The following is an 18,715-nucleotide window of genomic DNA, read 5'->3' as shown; positions in this document are numbered from 1 at the left end:
CGGACGAGCGGTCGAGCGCGCGGCTGACGAGGTCGGGGCCCTCGTCGGGATCTCCGCCGGGAAGGGCGCCGGGAGAGGCGCGCGGGGTCTCGTCGCCGGGTGCCATCGGGCCCTCAGTCGAGGCGCAGGCGATAGCCCACGCCGCGCACGGTCTGGAGGAACATCGGGCTCGACGGATCGTCCTCGATCTTGCGCCGGAGCCGGTTGATCTGGACGTCGACCGTCCGCTCGCCGACCGCCCCGTCGCCGCCGACCAGCACCTCGCGGGCGACCACGCCGTCGGGCGCGCGGGCGAACAGCGTGAGGAGCTGGCGCTCGCGCTCGGTCAGGCGCACCGGGTCGTCGCGCTCGAACAGCTCGCCCCGAGCGACATCGAAGCTGAAGCGGCCGAAGGCGACGCGGCGGGTGGGCGTGGTGCCGGGCGCGGCCGCTGCCGGGGCGCGGCGCTTCAGGATGTTCTGGATGCGCAGCACCAGTTCGCGCGGCTCGAAGGGCTTGGTCATGTAGTCGTCGGCGCCGGTCTCGAGGCCGCGGATGCGGTCCTCGCCCTCGGCGCGGGCGGTGAGCAGCAGGATGCCGACCTCGTGGCTGACGGTGAGGCTGGCCGCCAGCGAGATCCCGTCCTCGCCCGGCATCATCACGTCGAGCACCAGCAGGTCGAAGGCGATCGTCTCCAGCTTGCGCCGCGCCTCGGCCGCGTCCCCCGCCACCGTCACGCGAAACCCGCGCGCGGCAAGAAAGCGCTGCAGCAGGCTGCGGATGCGGCTGTCGTCGTCGACGACGAGAATGTGCGCGGCGTCGTCGGCGGGACCGGCGGGCGTCTGGCCGCGGGCGTCGGGGGTCATCGTCGGCTCCTCGTGCTGTGCGCTCGGCGGATCGGCTCAGGCGAATGGGGTCAGGCGATGTCGTCGGCGGGGGGCGCGCCCTCGCCGCCGCCGATCATCGCCTCCAGAAAGCGGCGGACGGCCGGCTGCTCGGCCGGCGACAGGCTGGCGAGCGCGTGGTCGATCCGGCGCGACTGCAGGGCGATCAGCTCGCGGGCGAGCCGGCTGCCGCGCGGCGTCGTGGTCAGCAGGCGCTGGCGGCGGTCGACCTCGCCGGGGGTCTGGACGATGTAGCCCTCGTCGACCAGCTGCTTGAGTACCCGGCCGAGGCTCTGCTTGGTGATGCGCAACAGGTCGAGCAGGTCGGTCACCCGCATGCCCGGATTGCGCTCGACGAAATGCAGCACCCGGTGATGGGCGCGGCCGAAGCCGAAGCGCGCCAGCAGCTGGTCGGCATCGCCGACGAAGTCGCGATAGGAGAAGAAGATCAGCTCGATCAGGTCGACATGCCCCGGCGCGTCGGCCGGTCCGGTTGCCCCCGCACCCGCCGCCGTCTCGTCCCGCATCGTCGTCGCGACCTTCGAGAAATTTATGTCAGCCATATTGACTTATTTGGTCCCGATTGTTATTCCCGTGACGCTTCGGCAGGAGACCGGATGCGGCGCGTTGCGCCCGTCCGGCCTTTCGACCGGCGCGGATCCCGGGTGCCGCCCCACCGGCGCCCCCGACCGTTCCGGCGACAGCGGATGCCTTCCGGGTCGCTTTCGTGCGACACTATCCGCTCCTTCGCCGCCGCGCAAAACAATGGTCGCCTCGTGCAATGGGCCCCCGCAGCTCGCGGAGCGGCCCGGCGGCGTCCCGGCCGAAACAAACGGGAGTTCGGACAATGGCAAGCGTTCCCTTCGACAGCCGTGACGGCGTCATCTGGTACGACGGCGAATTCGTCGACTGGAAGGACGCCAAGGTGCACGTGCTGACCCACGGCCTGCACTACGGAAGTTCGGTGTTCGAGGGCGAGCGTGCCTATGGCGGCGAGATCTTCAAGCTGCGCGCCCACACCGACCGGCTGATCGAGTCGGCCCGCATCCTCGGCTTCAAGATCCCCTACAGCGCCGACGTGATCGACGCGGCCTGCCGCGAGACCCTGTCGCGGATGAATCTCGTCGATGCCTATCTGCGGCCCGTCGCCTGGCGCGGCTCGGAGATGATGGGCGTCTCGGCGCAGAACAACACCATCCACCTTGCGATTGCCGCCTGGGAGTGGCCGTCCTACTTCAAGCCGGAAGAGCGGCTGAAGGGTATCCGCCTCGACATCGCCGAGTATCACCGCCCCGATCCGAAGACTGCGCCGTCGAAGTCGAAGGCCGCCGGCCTCTACATGATCTGCACGATCTCCAAGCACGCGGCCGAGGCCAAGGGCTATGCGGACGCGATGATGTACGACTATCGCGGCTACGTGGCCGAGGCGACCGGCGCCAACATCTTCTTCGTCAGGGACGGCGAGATCCACACACCGACCCCGGACTGCTTCCTCAACGGCATCACCCGCCAGACGGTGATCGAACTGGCCAGGCGCCGCGGCCTCGTGGTCAACGAGCGCCACATCCTGCCGGACGAGCTGGCCACCTTCAGCGAATGCTTCATCTGCGGCACCGCCGCGGAGGTGACGCCCGTCTCGGAAATCGGCCCCTACCGCTTCCAGCCGGCGACGATCACCGAGACGCTGATGAACGACTACATGGCCGAGGTCCAGCCGAAGCCGGCCGCCGCCGCGGCGGAGTAAGGCCTTTCCGGCCGGTTCTGGCCGGCTGCTGGCGCATGGGAAGGCCGGGCGAAAGTTCGGCCTTTTTCGTTGTCCGAAAGGGCCTTTCGTTCGCAGGGGCGAAGGCTTCGGGGGCTGACCCGACAGCGGCCGCCTCGCAGACCCCCTCACCCTGACCCTCGCCCCTCAGGGGAGAGGGACAGTGAGGGGGGAGCCATGCGGCACAGCGCCGGCGTTACCCCCCTCAGAAATCCGTCATGTCCGGGATCCGTCCGAAGGCGATCTTGCCGCCGGCGTAGCCGCCGGGCAGCGCCGGTTCGAGGCCGAGGGTGACGAGGTGCGGCCGTGGCGGGCGTGGAGGGCGTCGACCACGTCGGCGAGCCGCTCGCGGCGGCCGCGGGCGGCGTCGTCGGCGCCGGGAAAGAGTCCGGCCTCGCGGGTGTCGCTCGCCACGAGATCGGACAGGGACACGGCGACCCCGCGTGCCCGGGCCGGCGCCGTCTGGCGGGCGGCGCGGGCGAACAGGCCGTCGAGGGCGTGGAGCAGGGTGAAGTCGTCGCGGGCGTCGGGCAGCGGCGCCTCGCCGTGCCAGCGTCCGCCGGTCTCGCCCTTGATGGAGAGCGTCAGCCGCCGCGCGGAAAAGCCGGCCCGGCGCATCCGCCGCGCTGCCTTGCCGAGCAGCAGCCGCGCGCAGTCGCGCTGGCGCTCCGGGGTGCGCCAGTCGCCGGCGAGCACCCGGCCGTGGCTGAACATGCCGGTCTCGGTCGCCTCGCGGATCACCTCGTAGCCGTGCAGTTCGTACCAGAGCCGCTCGCCCTCGACGCTGCCCCACAGCGCCCGCATCTGCTTGGGCGCGAGCGCCCACAGCGCGGGCATGTCGGTCACGCCGGCGCGGGCAAGCCGCGTCGCCATCCGCTCGCCGATGCCCGGGATGTCGCCGAGCGGCACGTCCAGCAGGCGGCCGGGGAGGGTGTCCGGGTCGAGACGCACGAAGCCGTCGGGCTTTTCCATCTCGGCGGCGATCTTGGCGAGGCGTTCGTTGGCGGCAAGGCCGATGGACGCGGTGAGGGCCGGGCCGAAGGCGCGGCGCAGGCCGTCCTTGACCGCGCGGGCAAGGTCCGCACCGCGCGCCGCCTCGTTCTCCAGCAGCGCGCAGACCATCTCGTCGATGGAGCGCACCGCGAGGATCGGCACCACGCTGTCGACGACGGCGCGGATCTCGTGATGGAGACGCACGTAGACGTCCGGCCGGGCGACGCGGACGACGAGATCGGGCAGGAGGCGGAGCGCCTCGCGCAGAGGGGTGTGGGTCTTGACGCCGAAGCGCTTGGCCTCGCGGCTGGCCGCGATCAGGCTGGTGGAGCGGCTTTCGATCGGAATGACGCCGACAGGCCGCCCGACGAGCGCCGGATCGAGGTGCTGCTCGGCGCTGGCATAGAAGCTGTCGAAGTCGATGTAGAGCCGTTCGATACGGTCCGGCCGCGCATGGATCTCTCGCTGATCATGAGAACAGAAAGAGAACATAGCGCCGACCGGGATCAGAGTCGAGAGCCTTCGGAACCGCGCGGACCCGCGCGGCCGGTTATTCCGCCGGCACGTTGCGGGCGTGGAACAGCCGGCCGCCCTCGGTCACGAACACGATGGCGAGCGCACCGGCGCCGAGCAGGGTGAAGCCGAGGGCGAGCGGCAGGGTGGTGCCGTCGAAATGCTGGCCGATGAAGAAGCCGAACAGCGCGCCGCCGAAGGTGGTGGCAAAGCCCAGGGTCGAGGAGGCCGTGCCGGCGATGTGGCCGAGCGGCTCCATGGCCATGGCGTTGAAGTTGGACATCACCAGGCCGAACATGAACATCGTCGCCGACTGCAGCGCGATGAAGCTCCACACGCTCTCGCCGCCGGCCGCGATCACCAGCACATGCAGCAGGCTGACGAGGGTGAAGCCGATCAGCGCCGCATGGGAGACGAGGCGCATGCCGAGGCGCTCGACGATCTTCGAGTTGAGGAAGGAGGCCGCCGCCATGAACAGGGCGATCGAGGCGAAGGCGAGCGGAAACATCGTGCCGAGGTCGAACACGCCGACGAACACCTGCTGCGACTGGTTGATGAAGCCGAACAGGGCGCCGAGGATCAGCGTCGTCGCCATCGTGTAGCCGAGGGCCACGCGGTTGGTGAGGGCCATGACATAGGCGCGGGCGATGGTGGTGACGTTCGGCGCGGCGCGGCGCTCGGGCGGCAGCGTCTCGGGCAGGCGCAGCACCGCCCACAGCAGCACGAAGGCGCCGAGCAGGGTCAGGAGGCCGAACACCCAGCGCCAGGGCGCGAGCAGGATGACGATCTGGCCAAGGGCCGGGGCGATCACCGGCACGAGGATGAACACCAGCATGATCAGCGACATCACGCTCGCCATGCGCCGGCCGCCGTAGCAGTCGCGCACGATCGAGACGCTGATGACGCGGGTCGCGGCGGCGCCGACGCCCTGCATGGCACGGGCAAACAGCAGCTGCTCGAAGCTGCCGGCAAAGCTGGCGAGGCCGGCAAAGGCGACGTAGATGACGATGCCGGCGATCAGCACCCTGCGCCGACCCCAGATGTCGGACATCGGGCCGTAGAACAGCTGGGCGAAGCCGAAGCCGAGCAGGTAGGCGGTCACCACCAGCTGGCTGCCGTTCTCGTCGGTGACGCCGAGCGCACTGCCGATGTCGGGCAGGGCGGGCAGCATCATGTCGATGGCGAGCGCGTTCATGGCCATGGCCATCGCCATCAGCGCGATGAATTCCTTGAAGCCGATGCCGTCGTGGGTCGCGACATAGGGCGGCGCGGCTTTCGGGGGGGTGGAAGACATGGGTCGAAAGTCCTGTCGGCGGCGAACCTGGTCGGTCGGCCGTCACATGCATGATGATCAAATATGGGAGCGCCATCGCGAATGGCGACGGCATTCCGCACGGAATGGAGGACGTCGCGGCCGCGGGGGGCCGGAACGGCGACGGCGCATCCCGGCGGCCCGGTCAGGGCACGCGGACGCGCGGTCGGGCCGCGCTCTCCGGCGCGACGGATCATCTATACCTGAAAACGTAAGGAAGGCGGATCAACTTTTGGAGAGAGCCGCCTCCCGCCGGATGCATGGCGCGGACGCGGGGCTGTTTTCAGCTCCACCGCGCCTTGCGCGCATCGTCGTCGGCTTTCGCCTCGACCCAGTCGCCGGAGGTGCCGTCCTTCAGATGCTCCTTCTTCCAGAAGGGCGCGCCGGTCTTCAGGTAGTCCATCAGGAATTCGGCGGCGGCAAAGGCCGCCTCGCGGTGCGACGAGGCGCAGGCGACCAGCACGATGCGGCCGCCCGGCGGGATCCTGCCGTGGCGGTGGATCACGGTGAGGCCCAGCAGCGGCCAGCGGGCGGCGGCGGCCTCGGCCACGCGGGCAATCTCTGCCTCGGCCATGCCGGGATAGTGCTCCAGCTCCAGCGCGGCGAGCCGGCCGCCCTCGTCCCGGCAGAGTCCGACGAAGCTCGCCACCGCGCCGACATCGGCCCGGCCCTCGGACAGGGCGGCGATCTCGGCGCCGGGATCGAAATCCTCGGCGGTGACGCGGATGGTCGCCATCTCAGCCTCCGGTCATCGGCGGGAACAGCGCGATCTCGCGGGTGCCGGCCACCGGCTCGTCATGCTGGGCGTGGGTCTGGTCGAGCGCCACGCGGATGCGCGCGTCGTCGTCCAGCGCGGCGGCATAGCCCTCGCCGCGCGCTCAGGAAGGTCAGCAGGTCGGCGACGGTGACGACATCGTCCGGCAGATCGAGGGTTTCTTCCGTCCGGCCGATCCGCTCGCGGACCCAGGCGAAGTAGACGAGCTTGACCACGGGTGTTTCCTTGCAGGTCTGCGTCTCACCGAGCCGCGCATGCCCCTGCCTGCAGGGGCGTGTGCGTGAGGAATCGCCCGACCGGGCGCCGGCCGGTCAGGCCGTGAGTCCGGAAACCTGACGCGTCAGGTTTCCGGGGAAAGGCTCAATCGTCCATCAGATGGACGAGGCCGGCGCGGAGATAGTCGTAGCCGGTGTAGAGCGTCACCAGCGCGGCCGCCCACAGCAGGGTCAGGCCGACAAGGCTGGTGCCGGGAATGAGGTTGTCGCCGGCCTCGCCGGTGAGCAGGAAGCCGATCGCGACCAGCTGGGCCGCGGTCTTCCACTTGGCGAGCCAGGTCACGGGCACGCTGACCTTCAGCTCGGCGAGGAACTCGCGCAGGCCCGAGACGAAGATCTCGCGCATCAGGATGATCACCGCCGCCCACAGCGACCAGCCGCCGATGGTGCCCTCGCCGGTCAGCACCAGCAGCGACACGGCGACCAGCAGCTTGTCGGCGATCGGGTCGAGCATCCGGCCGAGCGCCGACTGCTGCTTCCAGGCGCGGGCGAGATAGCCGTCGAGATAGTCGGTCACGCTTGCCACGAGGAACAGGCCGAAGGCCAGCCAGCGCCCGGAATCCCCCTCCACATACATCGAGGCCGCCACCATCGGCACGGCGGCGATCCTGAAATAGGTCAGGACGTTGGGCAGGGAAAGCGCGTGGGACTTCATGATACGTCGGGTCTCGGCTCGGCGGACGGTCACGGGCGCCGGGTGCGCCATCGGCCTTTGAGACCATGCCGGGCGGTCCGCGTCAATGAGCGGCGGCGACAAAGCGGCTTTGCCGCAACGGGCCAGCCGTCCGCCACCGGAGGCCATGGTCAGCCGGCGGACTATTCCACGAAGCCGATGAAGCGGCCGGCGACGAGCACGGCCGGCCAGAGCAGCAGCGACAGCCCGAGGCAGAGCAGCGCCAGCGGTCGGCGAACCGGCGAGCCTGCGACCGCGCCGCGCGACGTGGTCAGGAAGATCGCCGCATTGGCCAGCGCAAGGGCGAGCAGCACCAGCTTCAGCCGGAAGGCCGGGTTGGCGGCATAGTCCACCGGCCGGACGGAAAACAGCGCGAAGCCCGTCAGCAGCGCGACCACGAGGCCGGCGATCGCGACCGGGCGCAGCAGGCGCTCGGCCGCGGCCCCGTCCGCAGCGCGGCGCAGCAACTGGACGTCCATCACCAGAACCGAGGTCACCAGCGCGCCGAGGCCGGCGATGTGCAGCGCATTCACCAGCGGATAGATCCAGAAGGACGCGCGCAGCGCCGCGGCCGGCGCCGAGGCCTCCAGCGCCTGCAGCCACTCGGTCAAAGCCCGTCGGTCCGGCGCGGATAGACGTCATAGGTGGTGCCGCGCACGATCAGCCGCACCGCCTTCATCCGCGGTTCGGTGTCTTCCCGCGAGCGATTGCCGATCGCGGTCACCTCCTCGCCGGGGGCGGCGCTGTCCTCGGTGAAACCGGCGGCGCGGGTGGCATAGGGCGGGGCAAGCTCCACCCGCCAGATCGTGCCCTCGACGTCCACGTCGAGCGTCGCATGCGGATTGCCGACATAGACCTCGCGGACGACGCCCTCGAGCTGGAAGAAGCCGTCCTCGGTCCACGACCAGCCATGGTGGGCGAAGGCCGCGCCGGCCAGCCCGCCGCTGGCGACCAGTGCGCCGCCGAGCGCGAGAATCCCGCGCCGTGTTGTCTGCCTCATACCGGCCTCCCTGTGCTGCCGCCCGGCACAGCGCCAGGTGGTCTCCCGTCCAAGGGTCGCGCGGAGTGCGGCAAGGGCAAGGTGGAAGGAGGCGGGTTCACGGAATGTTGAGCGGGGGTCTTTGAGGAGGGTTCTGCCGCACCCCCCTCCCTGTCCTGCCGGCCATGGATCACGGGCCCCTCGGCGTTCGGCCATCGGCCTCACCCCCGCGAGGGGGGGAGGAGACGATGGGCGCATCTTCCGCATTCGACAGCAGCGTTTCGTCCCCCCTCGTGGGGGAGGGACAGGGAGGGGGGAGCCCCCACGGCACGACGCCTACGAACAGGCTTTCTCGATGCGCCGGGTTTGCACGCCGCTCCACCCGACCCGACAGCCGGCCGCCTCGCAGACCCCCTCACCCTGACCCTCTCCCCAGCGGGGAGAGGGGACGATGGAGGCGATGCCGCGTTCACCTCCGGCATCCCGCCGGAACGGACAGTCATCTGACGAAAGCCGCTGCAATCCGGCGTTCCCTCTCCCCTAGGGGGAGAGGGACAGGGTGAGGGGTGAGCCACACCCACAAACCCACGAGATCCTCCTCAGTGACCCTTCCCCCGATACGCCCACAGCACCTTGTAAAAATGCTCCACCAGCCGCGTCTTCGGCGTGCGCCAGCACTGCACCGGACCGAAGCCGTCGTGGATCAGGCAGGCGTTGCACGACACGCAGTCGACCTTGCCGCGGCGGCCCTGCACGATCTGGCGGGCGATGTCCGGCTCGCGGATGAAGGGGCGGGCCATGGCGAGGAAGTCGGCGTCGCCGGAGGCGAGCACCTCTTCCATGATCTCCGTCGACCGGATGCCGCCCATCAGGATCACCGGCAGGCCGGTGCGGGCCTTCACCTCGCGGGCAAGCGGCCGGAAATAGGCCTCCGCCGGGCCGCGGGCAAACACCCGGTGCAGCAGCATGTCCTGCAGGGCCCGCAGCGGTCCGACGCCCACATAGGGGCGGATGTTCTCGGCATAGTCGTGGAGGATGTTCAGCCCCGGTTCCACCGCGTCGAGCAGGCCCTCGGCGTGGATCGCCGACAGCCGGTCCAGTCCCTCTTCCAGCGTCAGGCCGCCGTCCACCTTGTCCATCAGGCCGAGCCGGGCGGCGAAGGGGAAGCCCTCGCCGACCTCGGCGCGGATGCGGCGGATCACCTCGGTCACCAGCCGGGCGCGCCGTGTTGCATCGCCGCCCCAGCCGTCGCTGCGCTGGTTGGAATAGGGCGACATCGACTGGCTGAGCAGGTAGCCGCTTGCCCCCAGCAGGAAGATGCTGTCGTAGCCGGCGGCCTTGGCCCGGCGCGCGCCGCGCCGAAGGCGTCGATCACTTCGGCAAGGTCGGCCTCGGTCATCTCGCTGGCGGTGATGCCGGTCATCGGATTGGTCACGGCCGAGGGCGCCAGCGGCGCGATCTCGGGGATCATCGTCTGCGATCCCACGTGGCCGAGTTCGGCGAAGATCAGCCCGCCCTCGCGGTGCACGGCCTCGGTCAATCGGGCATGGCCCTCGATCAGGCCGTCGTGATGGATGCCGGTCTGCAGGCCGTGATGGCGGCCGCGCGGGTGGACGTAGATGTGGCCGGTGATGACGAGACCCGCGCCACCGGCACCCAGCCGGCGATAGAACTCGATCGCCTCCGGCGTCACCTCACCCCCCGGGCCGCCGCGCGCCTCCGACGTCGCCGCCCGGACGATCCGGTTGGGAATGCGCAGCCCGCCGATCGTCCCCGGTTGCAGCGCCCGCATGGCCATCCCTCCCAGCTTCGCGCGGCGAAAACCATCGCGCAGATCTCCGATCCTCCGCGCGGGGCACAAGCGCTGCGGGGGGGGGGGTGAATTTCGATCATACTCACATTGGATTTAATCTAGTTCAATGGGCGGGTGAGGTGCAACAGCGGCCGTGGCTTTCCCCTCATCCTTCGAGACAGTCGCTGCGCGCCTTCCTCAGGAGGAGGGGAAAGAGCGACTCTCGCAGGGAACTCCCGTCTCCCGAAGGCCTCGTCCCGAGGAAGCCCGCAGGGCCGTCTCGAAGGGCGAGGCGGGTGCGTGGAGCTCGAGTAAGGCCCGGCGAAGACGGCGGCGAGGCGGAGCAGAACTCGACGCGCCTTCCCCCCTCACGACCCCTCATGAAAATAGTCGTGGATCGCCTTGGCCGTCGCCGCCGAGATCCCGTCGACCGACGCGAGGTCGTCGAGGCCGGCGCGTTCGATGGCTTTCAGGGTACCGAAATGGTTGAGCAGGGCGCGCTTGCGGGTCGGGCCGACGCCGGGGATCTCTTCGAGGCCGGCGCGGCCGATGTCCTTGGAGCGTCGGGCCCGATGCGAGCCGATGGCGAAGCGGTGGGCTTCGTCGCGCAGGCGCTGGATGTAGTAGAGCACCGGGTCGCGCAGCGGCAGCATGAAGTCGGGCTTGCCGGGTACGTGGAATTTTTCGCGCCCCGCGTCGCGGTCCGGGCCCTTGGCGACGCCCACCAGCGGCACGTCGTCGATGCCGAGTTCGTCGAGGATCGCTTTGGCCGCCGAAAGCTGGCCGGCGCCGCCGTCGATCAGCACCAGATCCGGCCACGGCCCGACCTCGCCCTCGGGAGAGGCCGTGTCGCCGCGAACCCCGTGCTCCTTCACGAGCCGGGAGAAGCGCCGCATCAGCACCTCGCGCATCATGCCGAAGTCGTCGCCGGGGGTGATGTCGGTCGAGCGGATGTTGAACTTGCGATACTGGCCCTTCACGAAGCCTTCCGGCCCCGCGACGATCATGCCGCCGACCGGGTTCGAACCCTGGATGTGCGAGTTGTCGTAGACCTCGATCCGGCGCGGCGGGGCGTCGAGGCCGAACACGCGGGCGACGCCGTCGAGCAGAACGCCCTGGGAGGAGGTGTCGGCCAGCTTGCGGCCGAGCGCCTCGCGGGCGTTCTGCAGGGCATGGTCGACGAGGTCCTTCTTCTCGCCCCGCTTCGGCGCGGCGATCTCCACCCGGTGGCCGGCGCGTTCCGACAGCGCGGCCGACAGCAGGTCGAGCTCGTCCGGTTCGTGGCCGACCAGCACGAGACGTGGCGCCGGCTTGTCGTCGTAGAACTGGCCGATGAAGCTCGCCATGATCTCGCCCGGCTCCATCGCCTTGTCGGCGCGCGGGAAATAGGCGCGGTTGCCCCAGTTCTGGCCGGTGCGGAAGAAGAACACCTGCACGCAGGCCTGACCCGCCTCCTGGTGGAGCGCGAAGACGTCGGCCTCCTCCACCGTCTGCGGATTGATCCCCTGGTGCGAGACCACGTGGGAGAGGGCGGCGAGGCGGTCGCGGTAGACCGCGGCGCGCTCGAACTCCATCTCGGCGGAGGCGGCCTGCATCTCGCGGCGAGCGTGTCGCGGATCGCCCGGCTCTTGCCCGAGAGGAAGGCGGTCGCCTCGCGCACCAGCTCGGCATAGTCCGGCGGCGAGATCTCGCCGGTGCAGGGCGCCGAGCAGCGCTTGATCTGGTGCAGCAGGCAGGGGCGGGTGCGGCTCTCGAACACTGCGTCGGTGCAGGTGCGGATCAGGAACGCCTTCTGCATGGCGTTGATGGTGCGCGCCACCGCACCGGCGCTGGCGAAGGGGCCGAAGAAGCGGCCTGGCCGCGAGCGGGCGCCGCGGTGCTTGACCAGCTGCGGCGCCGGGTGGTCGCCGGTGATCAGGATGTAGGGAAACGACTTGTCGTCGCGCAGCAGCACGTTGAACTTCGGCTTCAGCTGCTTGATGAGGTTGGCCTCGAGCAGCAGCGCCTCGGTCTCGGTCGCGGTGGTGACGAATTCCATCGCCGCCGTCGCCTGGATCATCCGGGCGATGCGGTTCGACTGTCCCATGATCCGGGTGTAGTTGGCGACCCGCTTCTTCAGGCTGCGCGCCTTGCCGACATAGAGCACGTCGCCGGTTGCAGACAGCATGCGGTAGACGCCGGGGCCCATCGGCAAGAGCTTCACCGCATCGGCGATCACGTCCACGCCGCGGCGCAGGCGCGCCTCGGCCGCTGCCGCGCCGGCGGGGGTGGTCTCGTCCGCGTCCTCGTCGTCGGTGGACGGGGTGGCGCCCGGCTCCGTCGGCTCGATCCCGTCCGGAGTCGTGCCTTCGGGCGCCATGCCTTCGGACCCGGTCCCGCCCGTCTCCGGCGCGTCGATGTCGGTGATGTCGTCGTCGTCCATGGTCCCGTGGGGATCCTGCCGGGTCACGCCGCCGGCGTCGCTCCGCCGATCGTCCCGCGCCCGTCCTTTGCTCCGCCACCCGCATATGGGGTGCCGACTCGCCTCATTCGACGATGCCTACGACGTCCGGCGTCTGCCACGCAAGATGCTGGCCGCCGTCGAGCGCGAGCATCTGGCCGGTGATCGAGGGCGTGGTCACGAGGAACAGCACGGCGGCGACGATCTCGTCGGTCCCCGGGCCGGCGCCGAGCAGCACCGCCTCCGACTGGCGCCGGAAATCCTCCGGCGACTGACGCTCGTTGGCCAGCGTCGGGCCGGGGCCGATGCCGTTGACGCGGATCCGCGGGGCAAGGCCCTGCGCCATCGTCCGCGTCGCGGTCCACAGCGCCGATTTCGCCAGCGTGTAGGAGAAGAAGTTCGGCGTCAGGCGCCAGACCCGCTGGTCGATCATGTTGACGACGTTGCCGCTCCAGCCGTCCGGCAGGCGCGCGGCAAGCTGGCTGGCCAGCAGGCAGGGCGCAGCGAGGTTCACCGCCATCTGCCGGGCGAACAGGTCGGGGTCGAGATCGTCCACCGTATCGCCGACGAACATCGAGGCGTTGTTGACGACGAGGCTGACCGGCCCCAGCGCCGCCTCGGCCTGGGGGATCAGTTCCGCGACCGCGGCCGCATCGGCAAGGTCGCCACGGACGATCGCCGCCTCGCCGCCGGCCGCGGCGATCTCGGCCACCACGCGTTGCGCCTCGGCCCGCGAGGTGTTGCAGTGGATCGCCACCCGAAATCCCGCGCGGGCGAGACCGACGGCGATCGCCCGGCCGATGCGCCGCGCACCGCCGGTCACCAGCGCCGTTTCGCGGGGCTGGCGACGGCCGGTGCCGCCGTCGATCCGATAGCGTTCCGTGCGATCCTCGTAGCCCATCGACACCGTCTCCGGATCATGGCGGCCCCGCGGCCGCCGCCGTGCGCTCTATACGCGGCGGCGATCCGGCGGATCACCGTCCGGCGCCGGATTTCCGGGGTCTTCACGGGGCGTGTCAACGCGGGACGGCCAGTTCACTCATGGTCAACACCTGTTAACCGCACCGCACAATCACCTTGCAATCGTCACATTTTCGCCATTTGCGGCCGGGTGCAGCGCCACATTGCGCGGGCAGTTTCACATCAACGGAACAGTCCGAGCCAAAGCCGCGTTGTCCTGCCGGCAAATCACCGAAAGGTGGTTCGGGACGGGTGGGGCCTCGGATGTCCGGTGTTCCACCTGGCGTGACCTTCCCGCGTCAGGGACAGAAATTAGGAGTCTTACATGCGTATCTCGATCATCCGGATGATGGCCGGCGTCTCCGCCGCGGTTCTCGCCACCGGTGGCGTGGCCCTCGCGGCCGACATTTCCGAGCCGATCCCCGCGGCTCCGATCGCCGACCCCTATGTCGCGCCGACCACCTTCGACTGGAACGGCCCGTATGTCGGCGCCTACGGCGCTTACGGCTTCGGCTCCTATGACGTCTCGAATGCCGACGGCAGCCGTGACATCGACGTCGACGGCTTCACCGGCGGCATCTACGGCGGCTACAACTACATGGTCACCCCGAATGTCGTGGTCGGCGCCGAAGCCGACCTCGGCCTCGGCGACGATGCCAAGTTCCGCTTCCAGGGCACGGACGTGAAGGCCGACTCGTCGGTCGCCGGTTCGGTCCGTGGCCGCGTGGGCTACGCCTTCGACAACGTCATGGTCTACGGCACCACCGGTGTCGCGATCGCTGGCGGCGAAGCGAAGTTCAATGGCGGCAAGGACGAGAACACCCACGTCGGCTGGGTTGTCGGCGGCGGCGTCGAAGCGGCCCTCACCGAGAACATCACGGCCCGCGCCGAGTACACCTACACCGACATGTCGGAAGAGACCTACACGGTCGCCGGCGAGTCGGCCAAGGCGGACCTCGACGGCAGCCTGATCAAGGTCGGCGTCGGCTACAAGTTCTGATCTCTGCGATCGGGCGGAGCGCCCTGCGCTCCGCCGGTTTCCTCCCGGGACCAGCGTCCCGCGACTTCGGCGTGCGGCCCCAAGGGCCGCGCGCCTTTTCTTTGCGTGATCTTCTTTGACCCCGTCGGCCGCGATGCGGTGCGATGCCGGCGTTCAGCCGGCGGGCCGCGTTGCCGCGAAGGCCGGAACCGCCGCGGAGAAATCCTCAAGCCATCCGACGAGGCGCGGCCGCTCCGCGCGCCAGTCTCCGGCAAAGCGCAGGTCGAGATAGCCGAGTGCGCAGGCGAGCGCGACAGCCCCTGCGGTCACCGGCGCCGCAAAGGGGGCGCGCGTTGCTTCCAGCATGGCCAGCGTGCGGGTGATCTTGGCCATCTGCCGTGCCACCCAGGTCTCGCTGCGTTCACCGTCGGCGCGGAACCGCGTTTCGTAGACGATCAGCAAGGCCGCGTCCGCGAGACCGTCGGCGGTCGCCTGCAGCACCAGGTCGTCGAAGCGCGCCTCCGCATCGGCCGGAAACAGCCCACCACCGGCGAGATGGTCGAGATATTCGACGATCACGCGGCTGTCGTAGACCGGCTTGCCCGAGGGGCCGACGAGAACCGGGATCTTGCCGAGCGGATTGTCGGCGAGGAGATCCGGACCGGGCGTCGCCGTGTCGGTCTCGACGAGGCGCAGGCGCGGCCCCAGGCCGAGGACGGCGGCGGCGATCCGGGCCTTGCGCACGAAGGGCGAGGCGGGCGAGCCGCGAAGCAGAAGGTCGGCGTCGGTCATCTGTCTCTCCGGAATAATGAGCGTGGGACGGGGGAAGGGCGCTCAGCGGATCGGCGGCAGCACGACCGAGGCCGAGCGGCAGCCCTTGGCGTCCACCTCCGCGCAGGGCCGGAATTCAAGGTCGGGCGTCATGCAGATCCGCACCTCGTCCAGCCGCCGCCCGTCGCAGGAGACGGCGATGCCGCTGCCCTGGATCGCGGGATTGGCGGCGCGGAAGGCGGATTCCACCGCCTGCGGGCTGGTGACCACATGGCGGTCGAGCCGGCGCAGCGACGGCGGGATCACGACGCGGGCGTGGGCCTTGCGGACGAGATCGAAGTAGTCTTCGGGATCGAGGCCGGTGCAGGCACCGTGCTTGCGCCACTGGTGGCGGATGAGGCCGACGCTGGGCATCAGGTCGATCACGGCGTCGATGGTCCGGCGCCGGGGCTCGGCCCGTGCGTCGCAGAACTCGGGCCAGCCGCGCTCGTATTGCGGCCACAGCCCGTGGACGACGAAGCCGTAGGCGCGGCCCGGTCCGCATTGCAGGCTGTCGCGGCCCTGCCGATCCTCGCAATAGGTCGGCGACCACGAGAGCGACAGGACATAGAAGTCGAAATCCCCGGGCCGGTCGTCGGCGGCGGCCGGAGCCATGGTGCCGACGGCCGCCAGCAGGGCGAGAGCAAGGCCGCGCAGACGGGCGCGCGGCCGCAGGGCAACTGGTGTCATGTCGGTCCGTCGATCATTTCAGGCTTCGGCATTCCTGACCGTAGACATACCACGGATCGTGACCGGCGACGCAGAAGTCGACGTTCCAGCCGATGCCGGCAAAGCCCCGGCCCGCGGACAGCATGTAGTAGAGCCGGCCGGTGCGGCCATCGGCCAGCCGGGCCTTTGCGGCGCAGTGGCGCGTGGCGATGGCGCTCGGTCCGAAGGCCTCCAGACGGCCGGGACCGGCATCGTGAATGTCGCGGATCTCGATGCCGTCGCGCGCCTCCGGCGTCGCCGCCGCGTGGCGGCTGCGGATCGTGCCGAGGACGCCGGCATCGCTGCAGGCGGGGAGGGACTGGGCCGCGTTGCCCGTCAGCGAGATGGTCTCGAAGGCGGTGGCGGGGCTCGAAAAGAGGACGAGCGCAAGGGTTGCGCAGTACGAGATACTGATCTGGCGCATCGGATGTCCCTGTCGGACGGAAGAGGGCCAGAGTGTCCAAGCGGGGCGGGCGAATCAACCCGAGCCGGAGCTAAATTTTAAGACAATGTTAACGAACGGGCGCGATCGCCTTGGCGAACCGGGGTTTTTCTGCGGGATGAGCAGGCGCGCAGGTTGCGGGATCGCTGCCGCGCTGCGCATCTCGCCCGCAGGCCGATGAACTGCCGACAGGATGACATGGGGGTTTTTCCCTCGTTCTTCGAGACAGGCGCTGCGCGCCTTCCTCAGGATGAGGGAAGAGCAATTCCTTGTTTCTGAATGATAAGAATTCCCCGAGGCCTCATCCTGAGGAGGTCCGCAGGGCCGTCTCGAAGGACGAGGCCGGGTGCGCGATCAGGGCGCGCCAACACCGGCCGCGCCATCCTCACGTTCGCAGATGAACCGGCCATCCGGCGCCGCACGCGGAATATGCACTATCCGCATCGCGTCCGCGCTCAGTCCTCCGGGGCTTCCTCGCCCACCAGCCAGTCGACCCGCTCGCCGGCGCCCTCGCCGTTGGCGAGCAGGGCGGTCAGGGCGGGCAGGGCGGCGGCGATCTCTTCGTCGAGCTGCCACGGCGGGTTGACCAGCAGCAGGCCGGCGCCGGCGAGCGGCCCGGCCGTACCGGTACGGCGGACCCACTGCTCGACCCGCAGAATGCGCGTCAGGCCGCTGGCCGCCACGGCGGCGTGGAAGCGGCGCACGGCGCCGGCGTCCTTCAGCGGATACCAGACCATCTGCACGCCGGTGGCAAAGCGGCGGTGCGCCTCGACCATGGTCTCGGCGAGCCGCTCGAACTCGCCGGCCTGTTCGAAGGGCGGATCGACGATCAGCAGGCCGCGCCGCTCCGGTGGCGGCAGCAGGCTGCGGACCGCCATCCAGCCGTCGAGGCTCATCACCCGGCAGCGGCGTTCGCCGGCCAGCGCCGCCTGCAGATGCTCGGCGTCCTCCGGGTGGAGTTCGTTGGCAAACAGCGTGTCCTGCCGGCGTTTCAGCCGGGCCGCGATCAGCGGCGAGCCCGGATAGTGGCGCAGCCCGCCCTCCGGGTTGAGTTCCGCGACGACCTCCAGCCACGGGGCGAGGAAGTCGGCCAGCACGGGTGGCAGGTCGGCGCCGACGATGCGGCCGACGCCCCCTGTCCACTCGCCGGTGCGACCGGCCTCGTCGCCGGCCAGGTCGTAGCGGCCGATGCCGGCATGGGTGTCGACGACGCGGAAGGCGCCGTCCTTGACGCCGAGGCGCCGGAGGATCCGGGCGAGCAGGGCGTGTTTCAGGACGTCGGCGAAGTTGCCGGCATGGAAGGCGTGACGATAGTTCATGGCGAAAGGATCTGCCGGTCGGAGGCGTCGGGCCTGACGGGGTCGCGAAGGAGCCGCGGCGGCCGGGCGGGCCGCGCCCGCGCATGGCGCAGCCGTATCAGACTCCGATCGTGCGCGACAGGCCATCCACGATGCGGTCTTCCACCTTGCCGCTCCGCGCCATCGACTTCAGCACCTCGATCGCCTGCTGCGGCGGCATCGGCGGCTTGTAGGACCGCTCCTCGATCATGGCGGCATAGATGTCGCAGACGGTGAGGATGCGGGTCAGGGGAGCGATCTCGGCACGGGTCAGACCGGCCGGGTAGCCGCTGCCGTCCAGGAACTCGTGGTGGTCGCGCACCGCCGCCAGCACGTCCTTGCCGACCAGCGAGTGCGCGCGCAGGAACTCGTAGCCCTCGGTCGGGTGTCGCTTGATGATGGCGTATTCCACATCCGTGAGGCGGCCGGGCTTGTCGAGGATGTCGGTGGTGATCGAGGCCTTGCCGATGTCGTGGAGCAGGCCGGCGGTGGCCAGCTTGACGACCTCCGGCGGCGGCAGGGCAGTGCCGTGGCCGTAGGCCGTGGCGACGCCGGTCACGAGCATGCAGTGCTGGAACGTGCCTTCATGGTGGTTGCGCACCGCGTTCAGCCAGGCGTCGATCCCGACTTCGGCGATGGCACTGACCAATTGCTGGGCCGTCTTTGCCACCGGCGTGATGTCGAGGGGAACGCCGGTCCGCAGGGCGGACATCGCGTGGTCGAGGACGGCGGCCGTGGCGGACATGGCGACCGGAACACCGTTGGCCGGGGGGTCGGCGGCTTTCGGCCGGCTGTCGAGGCAGAAGCGCACTTCGTCGATCTTGAGCGGCTTGCGCACCAGGAAGGTACCGCCGAGGATCTTCGCCTGGACGATCGCCGCGCGGTCGTCGCTGTGGACGGCAAAGATCAGCGCGTCCGCGCGCGAGCGTTTCGGCAACTCCCGTCGCAACGTCTCGACATGATGGCGGTTGTGCAGATCGATGTCGACCAGAACGGGATAAGTGATCTTACCAATCATCCGCGTGTCTGAAATCGATATGATGTCCGAACCGAACTGCGTGGCGACCTCGCGAACAGAATCGCCCGCCCGTCCTGCGTGAAT

At 69.8% G+C, this 18,715-nt stretch carries 17 protein-coding genes and 3 pseudogenes; 2 read left to right on the top strand and 18 right to left on the bottom strand.

Features of this window, described 5'->3' with window-relative positions; all coding sequences use genetic code 11:
• Positions 1-113: 113 nt before the first annotated feature.
• Both A6302_RS05215 and A6302_RS05210 read right to left on the bottom strand, forming a co-directional pair.
• Positions 114-845 carry a response regulator gene (locus A6302_RS05215; RefSeq protein WP_069306157.1) on the bottom strand — a complete coding sequence of 244 codons (732 nt, stop codon included), beginning with the start codon at positions 843-845 and terminating at the stop codon, positions 114-116.
• Between the two features lie 50 nt (positions 846-895).
• Positions 896-1,426 carry a MarR family winged helix-turn-helix transcriptional regulator gene (locus A6302_RS05210; RefSeq protein ID WP_083255541.1) on the bottom strand — a complete coding sequence of 177 codons (531 nt, stop codon included), beginning with the start codon at positions 1,424-1,426 and terminating at the stop codon, positions 896-898.
• A 284-nt stretch (positions 1,427-1,710) separates the two neighbouring features.
• Here A6302_RS05210 and A6302_RS05205 point away from each other — a divergent pair, with 284 nt between their 5' ends.
• On the top strand, positions 1,711-2,607 hold the full coding sequence (locus A6302_RS05205; protein WP_069306155.1) for a branched-chain amino acid aminotransferase: 897 nt from the start codon (positions 1,711-1,713) through the stop codon (positions 2,605-2,607).
• Between the two features lie 234 nt (positions 2,608-2,841).
• On the opposite strand, the gene A6302_RS05200 is transcribed toward A6302_RS05205, so the two are convergent.
• From A6302_RS05200 to A6302_RS05150, 11 genes and pseudogenes are all read right to left on the bottom strand, one after another.
• Positions 2,842-4,110 carry a Y-family DNA polymerase gene (locus A6302_RS05200; RefSeq protein WP_210183268.1) on the bottom strand — a complete coding sequence of 423 codons (1,269 nt, stop codon included), beginning with the start codon at positions 4,108-4,110 and terminating at the stop codon, positions 2,842-2,844.
• Between the two features lie 58 nt (positions 4,111-4,168).
• Entirely contained in the window at positions 4,169-5,425 is a 1,257-nt protein-coding gene (locus tag A6302_RS05195) for a multidrug effflux MFS transporter (protein WP_210183267.1), read from the bottom strand.
• A 301-nt stretch (positions 5,426-5,726) separates the two neighbouring features.
• A complete protein-coding gene (locus A6302_RS05190) occupies positions 5,727-6,179 on the bottom strand; it encodes a molybdenum cofactor biosynthesis protein MoaE (protein ID WP_069306154.1) in 453 nt (150 codons plus the stop codon).
• A 1-nt stretch (position 6,180) separates the two neighbouring features.
• Positions 6,181-6,433: pseudogene (gene moaD / locus A6302_RS05185) on the bottom strand (molybdopterin converting factor subunit 1).
• A 145-nt stretch (positions 6,434-6,578) separates the two neighbouring features.
• Complete coding sequence (pgsA, locus tag A6302_RS05180) at positions 6,579-7,151, bottom strand: CDP-diacylglycerol--glycerol-3-phosphate 3-phosphatidyltransferase (RefSeq protein WP_069306180.1); 573 nt, start codon at positions 7,149-7,151, stop codon at positions 6,579-6,581.
• A 158-nt stretch (positions 7,152-7,309) separates the two neighbouring features.
• Entirely contained in the window at positions 7,310-7,777 is a 468-nt protein-coding gene (locus A6302_RS05175; RefSeq protein WP_069306153.1) for a hypothetical protein, read from the bottom strand.
• The gene (locus A6302_RS05170; RefSeq protein ID WP_069306152.1) at positions 7,774-8,166 is read right to left on the bottom strand and encodes a DUF6152 family protein; all 393 of its coding nucleotides are present in this window, start codon (positions 8,164-8,166) and stop codon (positions 7,774-7,776) included. The genes A6302_RS05175 and A6302_RS05170 overlap by 4 nt, the downstream gene beginning before the upstream one ends.
• Positions 8,167-8,744: 578 nt before the next feature.
• Positions 8,745-9,113, bottom strand: a complete 369-nt coding sequence (locus tag A6302_RS24140) for an oxidoreductase (protein ID WP_280938852.1) — start codon at positions 9,111-9,113, stop codon at positions 8,745-8,747.
• A 192-nt stretch (positions 9,114-9,305) separates the two neighbouring features.
• Positions 9,306-9,937, bottom strand: a pseudogene (locus A6302_RS05160) (oxidoreductase); the annotation flags it as partial.
• Between the two features lie 368 nt (positions 9,938-10,305).
• Positions 10,306-12,296 (bottom strand): annotated as a pseudogene (gene uvrC / locus A6302_RS05155) (excinuclease ABC subunit UvrC).
• Positions 12,297-12,462: 166 nt separating this feature from the next.
• Positions 12,463-13,278, bottom strand: a complete 816-nt coding sequence (locus A6302_RS05150) for an SDR family oxidoreductase (RefSeq protein ID WP_083255540.1) — start codon at positions 13,276-13,278, stop codon at positions 12,463-12,465.
• Between the two features lie 384 nt (positions 13,279-13,662).
• Here A6302_RS05150 and A6302_RS05145 point away from each other — a divergent pair, with 384 nt between their 5' ends.
• A complete protein-coding gene (locus tag A6302_RS05145; protein ID WP_083255539.1) occupies positions 13,663-14,337 on the top strand; it encodes an outer membrane protein in 675 nt (224 codons plus the stop codon).
• 153 nt (positions 14,338-14,490) lie between these two features.
• Here the strand turns inward: A6302_RS05145 and A6302_RS05140 are convergent, their stop codons facing one another.
• The 5 genes from A6302_RS05140 to A6302_RS05120 form a co-directional block, all read right to left on the bottom strand.
• Positions 14,491-15,108, bottom strand: coding sequence for a glutathione S-transferase family protein (locus tag A6302_RS05140; protein ID WP_069306149.1), 618 nt, complete (start codon positions 15,106-15,108; stop codon positions 14,491-14,493).
• A gap of 42 nt (positions 15,109-15,150) precedes the next feature.
• The gene (locus A6302_RS05135; RefSeq protein WP_069306148.1) at positions 15,151-15,816 is read right to left on the bottom strand and encodes a ribonuclease T2 family protein; all 666 of its coding nucleotides are present in this window, start codon (positions 15,814-15,816) and stop codon (positions 15,151-15,153) included.
• A gap of 13 nt (positions 15,817-15,829) precedes the next feature.
• On the bottom strand, positions 15,830-16,258 hold the full coding sequence (locus A6302_RS05130) for a hypothetical protein (RefSeq protein ID WP_069306147.1): 429 nt from the start codon (positions 16,256-16,258) through the stop codon (positions 15,830-15,832).
• A gap of 473 nt (positions 16,259-16,731) precedes the next feature.
• Positions 16,732-17,595 (bottom strand): 23S rRNA (adenine(2030)-N(6))-methyltransferase RlmJ, encoded by an 864-nt coding sequence (locus tag A6302_RS05125; RefSeq protein ID WP_069306146.1) that lies wholly within the window; start codon positions 17,593-17,595, stop codon positions 16,732-16,734.
• A gap of 97 nt (positions 17,596-17,692) precedes the next feature.
• Positions 17,693-18,631 carry an HD-GYP domain-containing protein gene (locus A6302_RS05120; RefSeq protein WP_069306145.1) on the bottom strand — a complete coding sequence of 313 codons (939 nt, stop codon included), beginning with the start codon at positions 18,629-18,631 and terminating at the stop codon, positions 17,693-17,695.
• Positions 18,632-18,715 lie beyond the last annotated feature (84 nt).

It is taken from the genome of Methylobrevis pamukkalensis, assembly GCF_001720135.1.
Classification (GTDB): Bacteria; Pseudomonadota; Alphaproteobacteria; order Rhizobiales; family Pleomorphomonadaceae; genus Methylobrevis; species Methylobrevis pamukkalensis.
The sequence above is the reverse complement of the archived record's forward strand: the minus strand, read 5'-3'. Positions and strand labels throughout refer to the sequence as shown.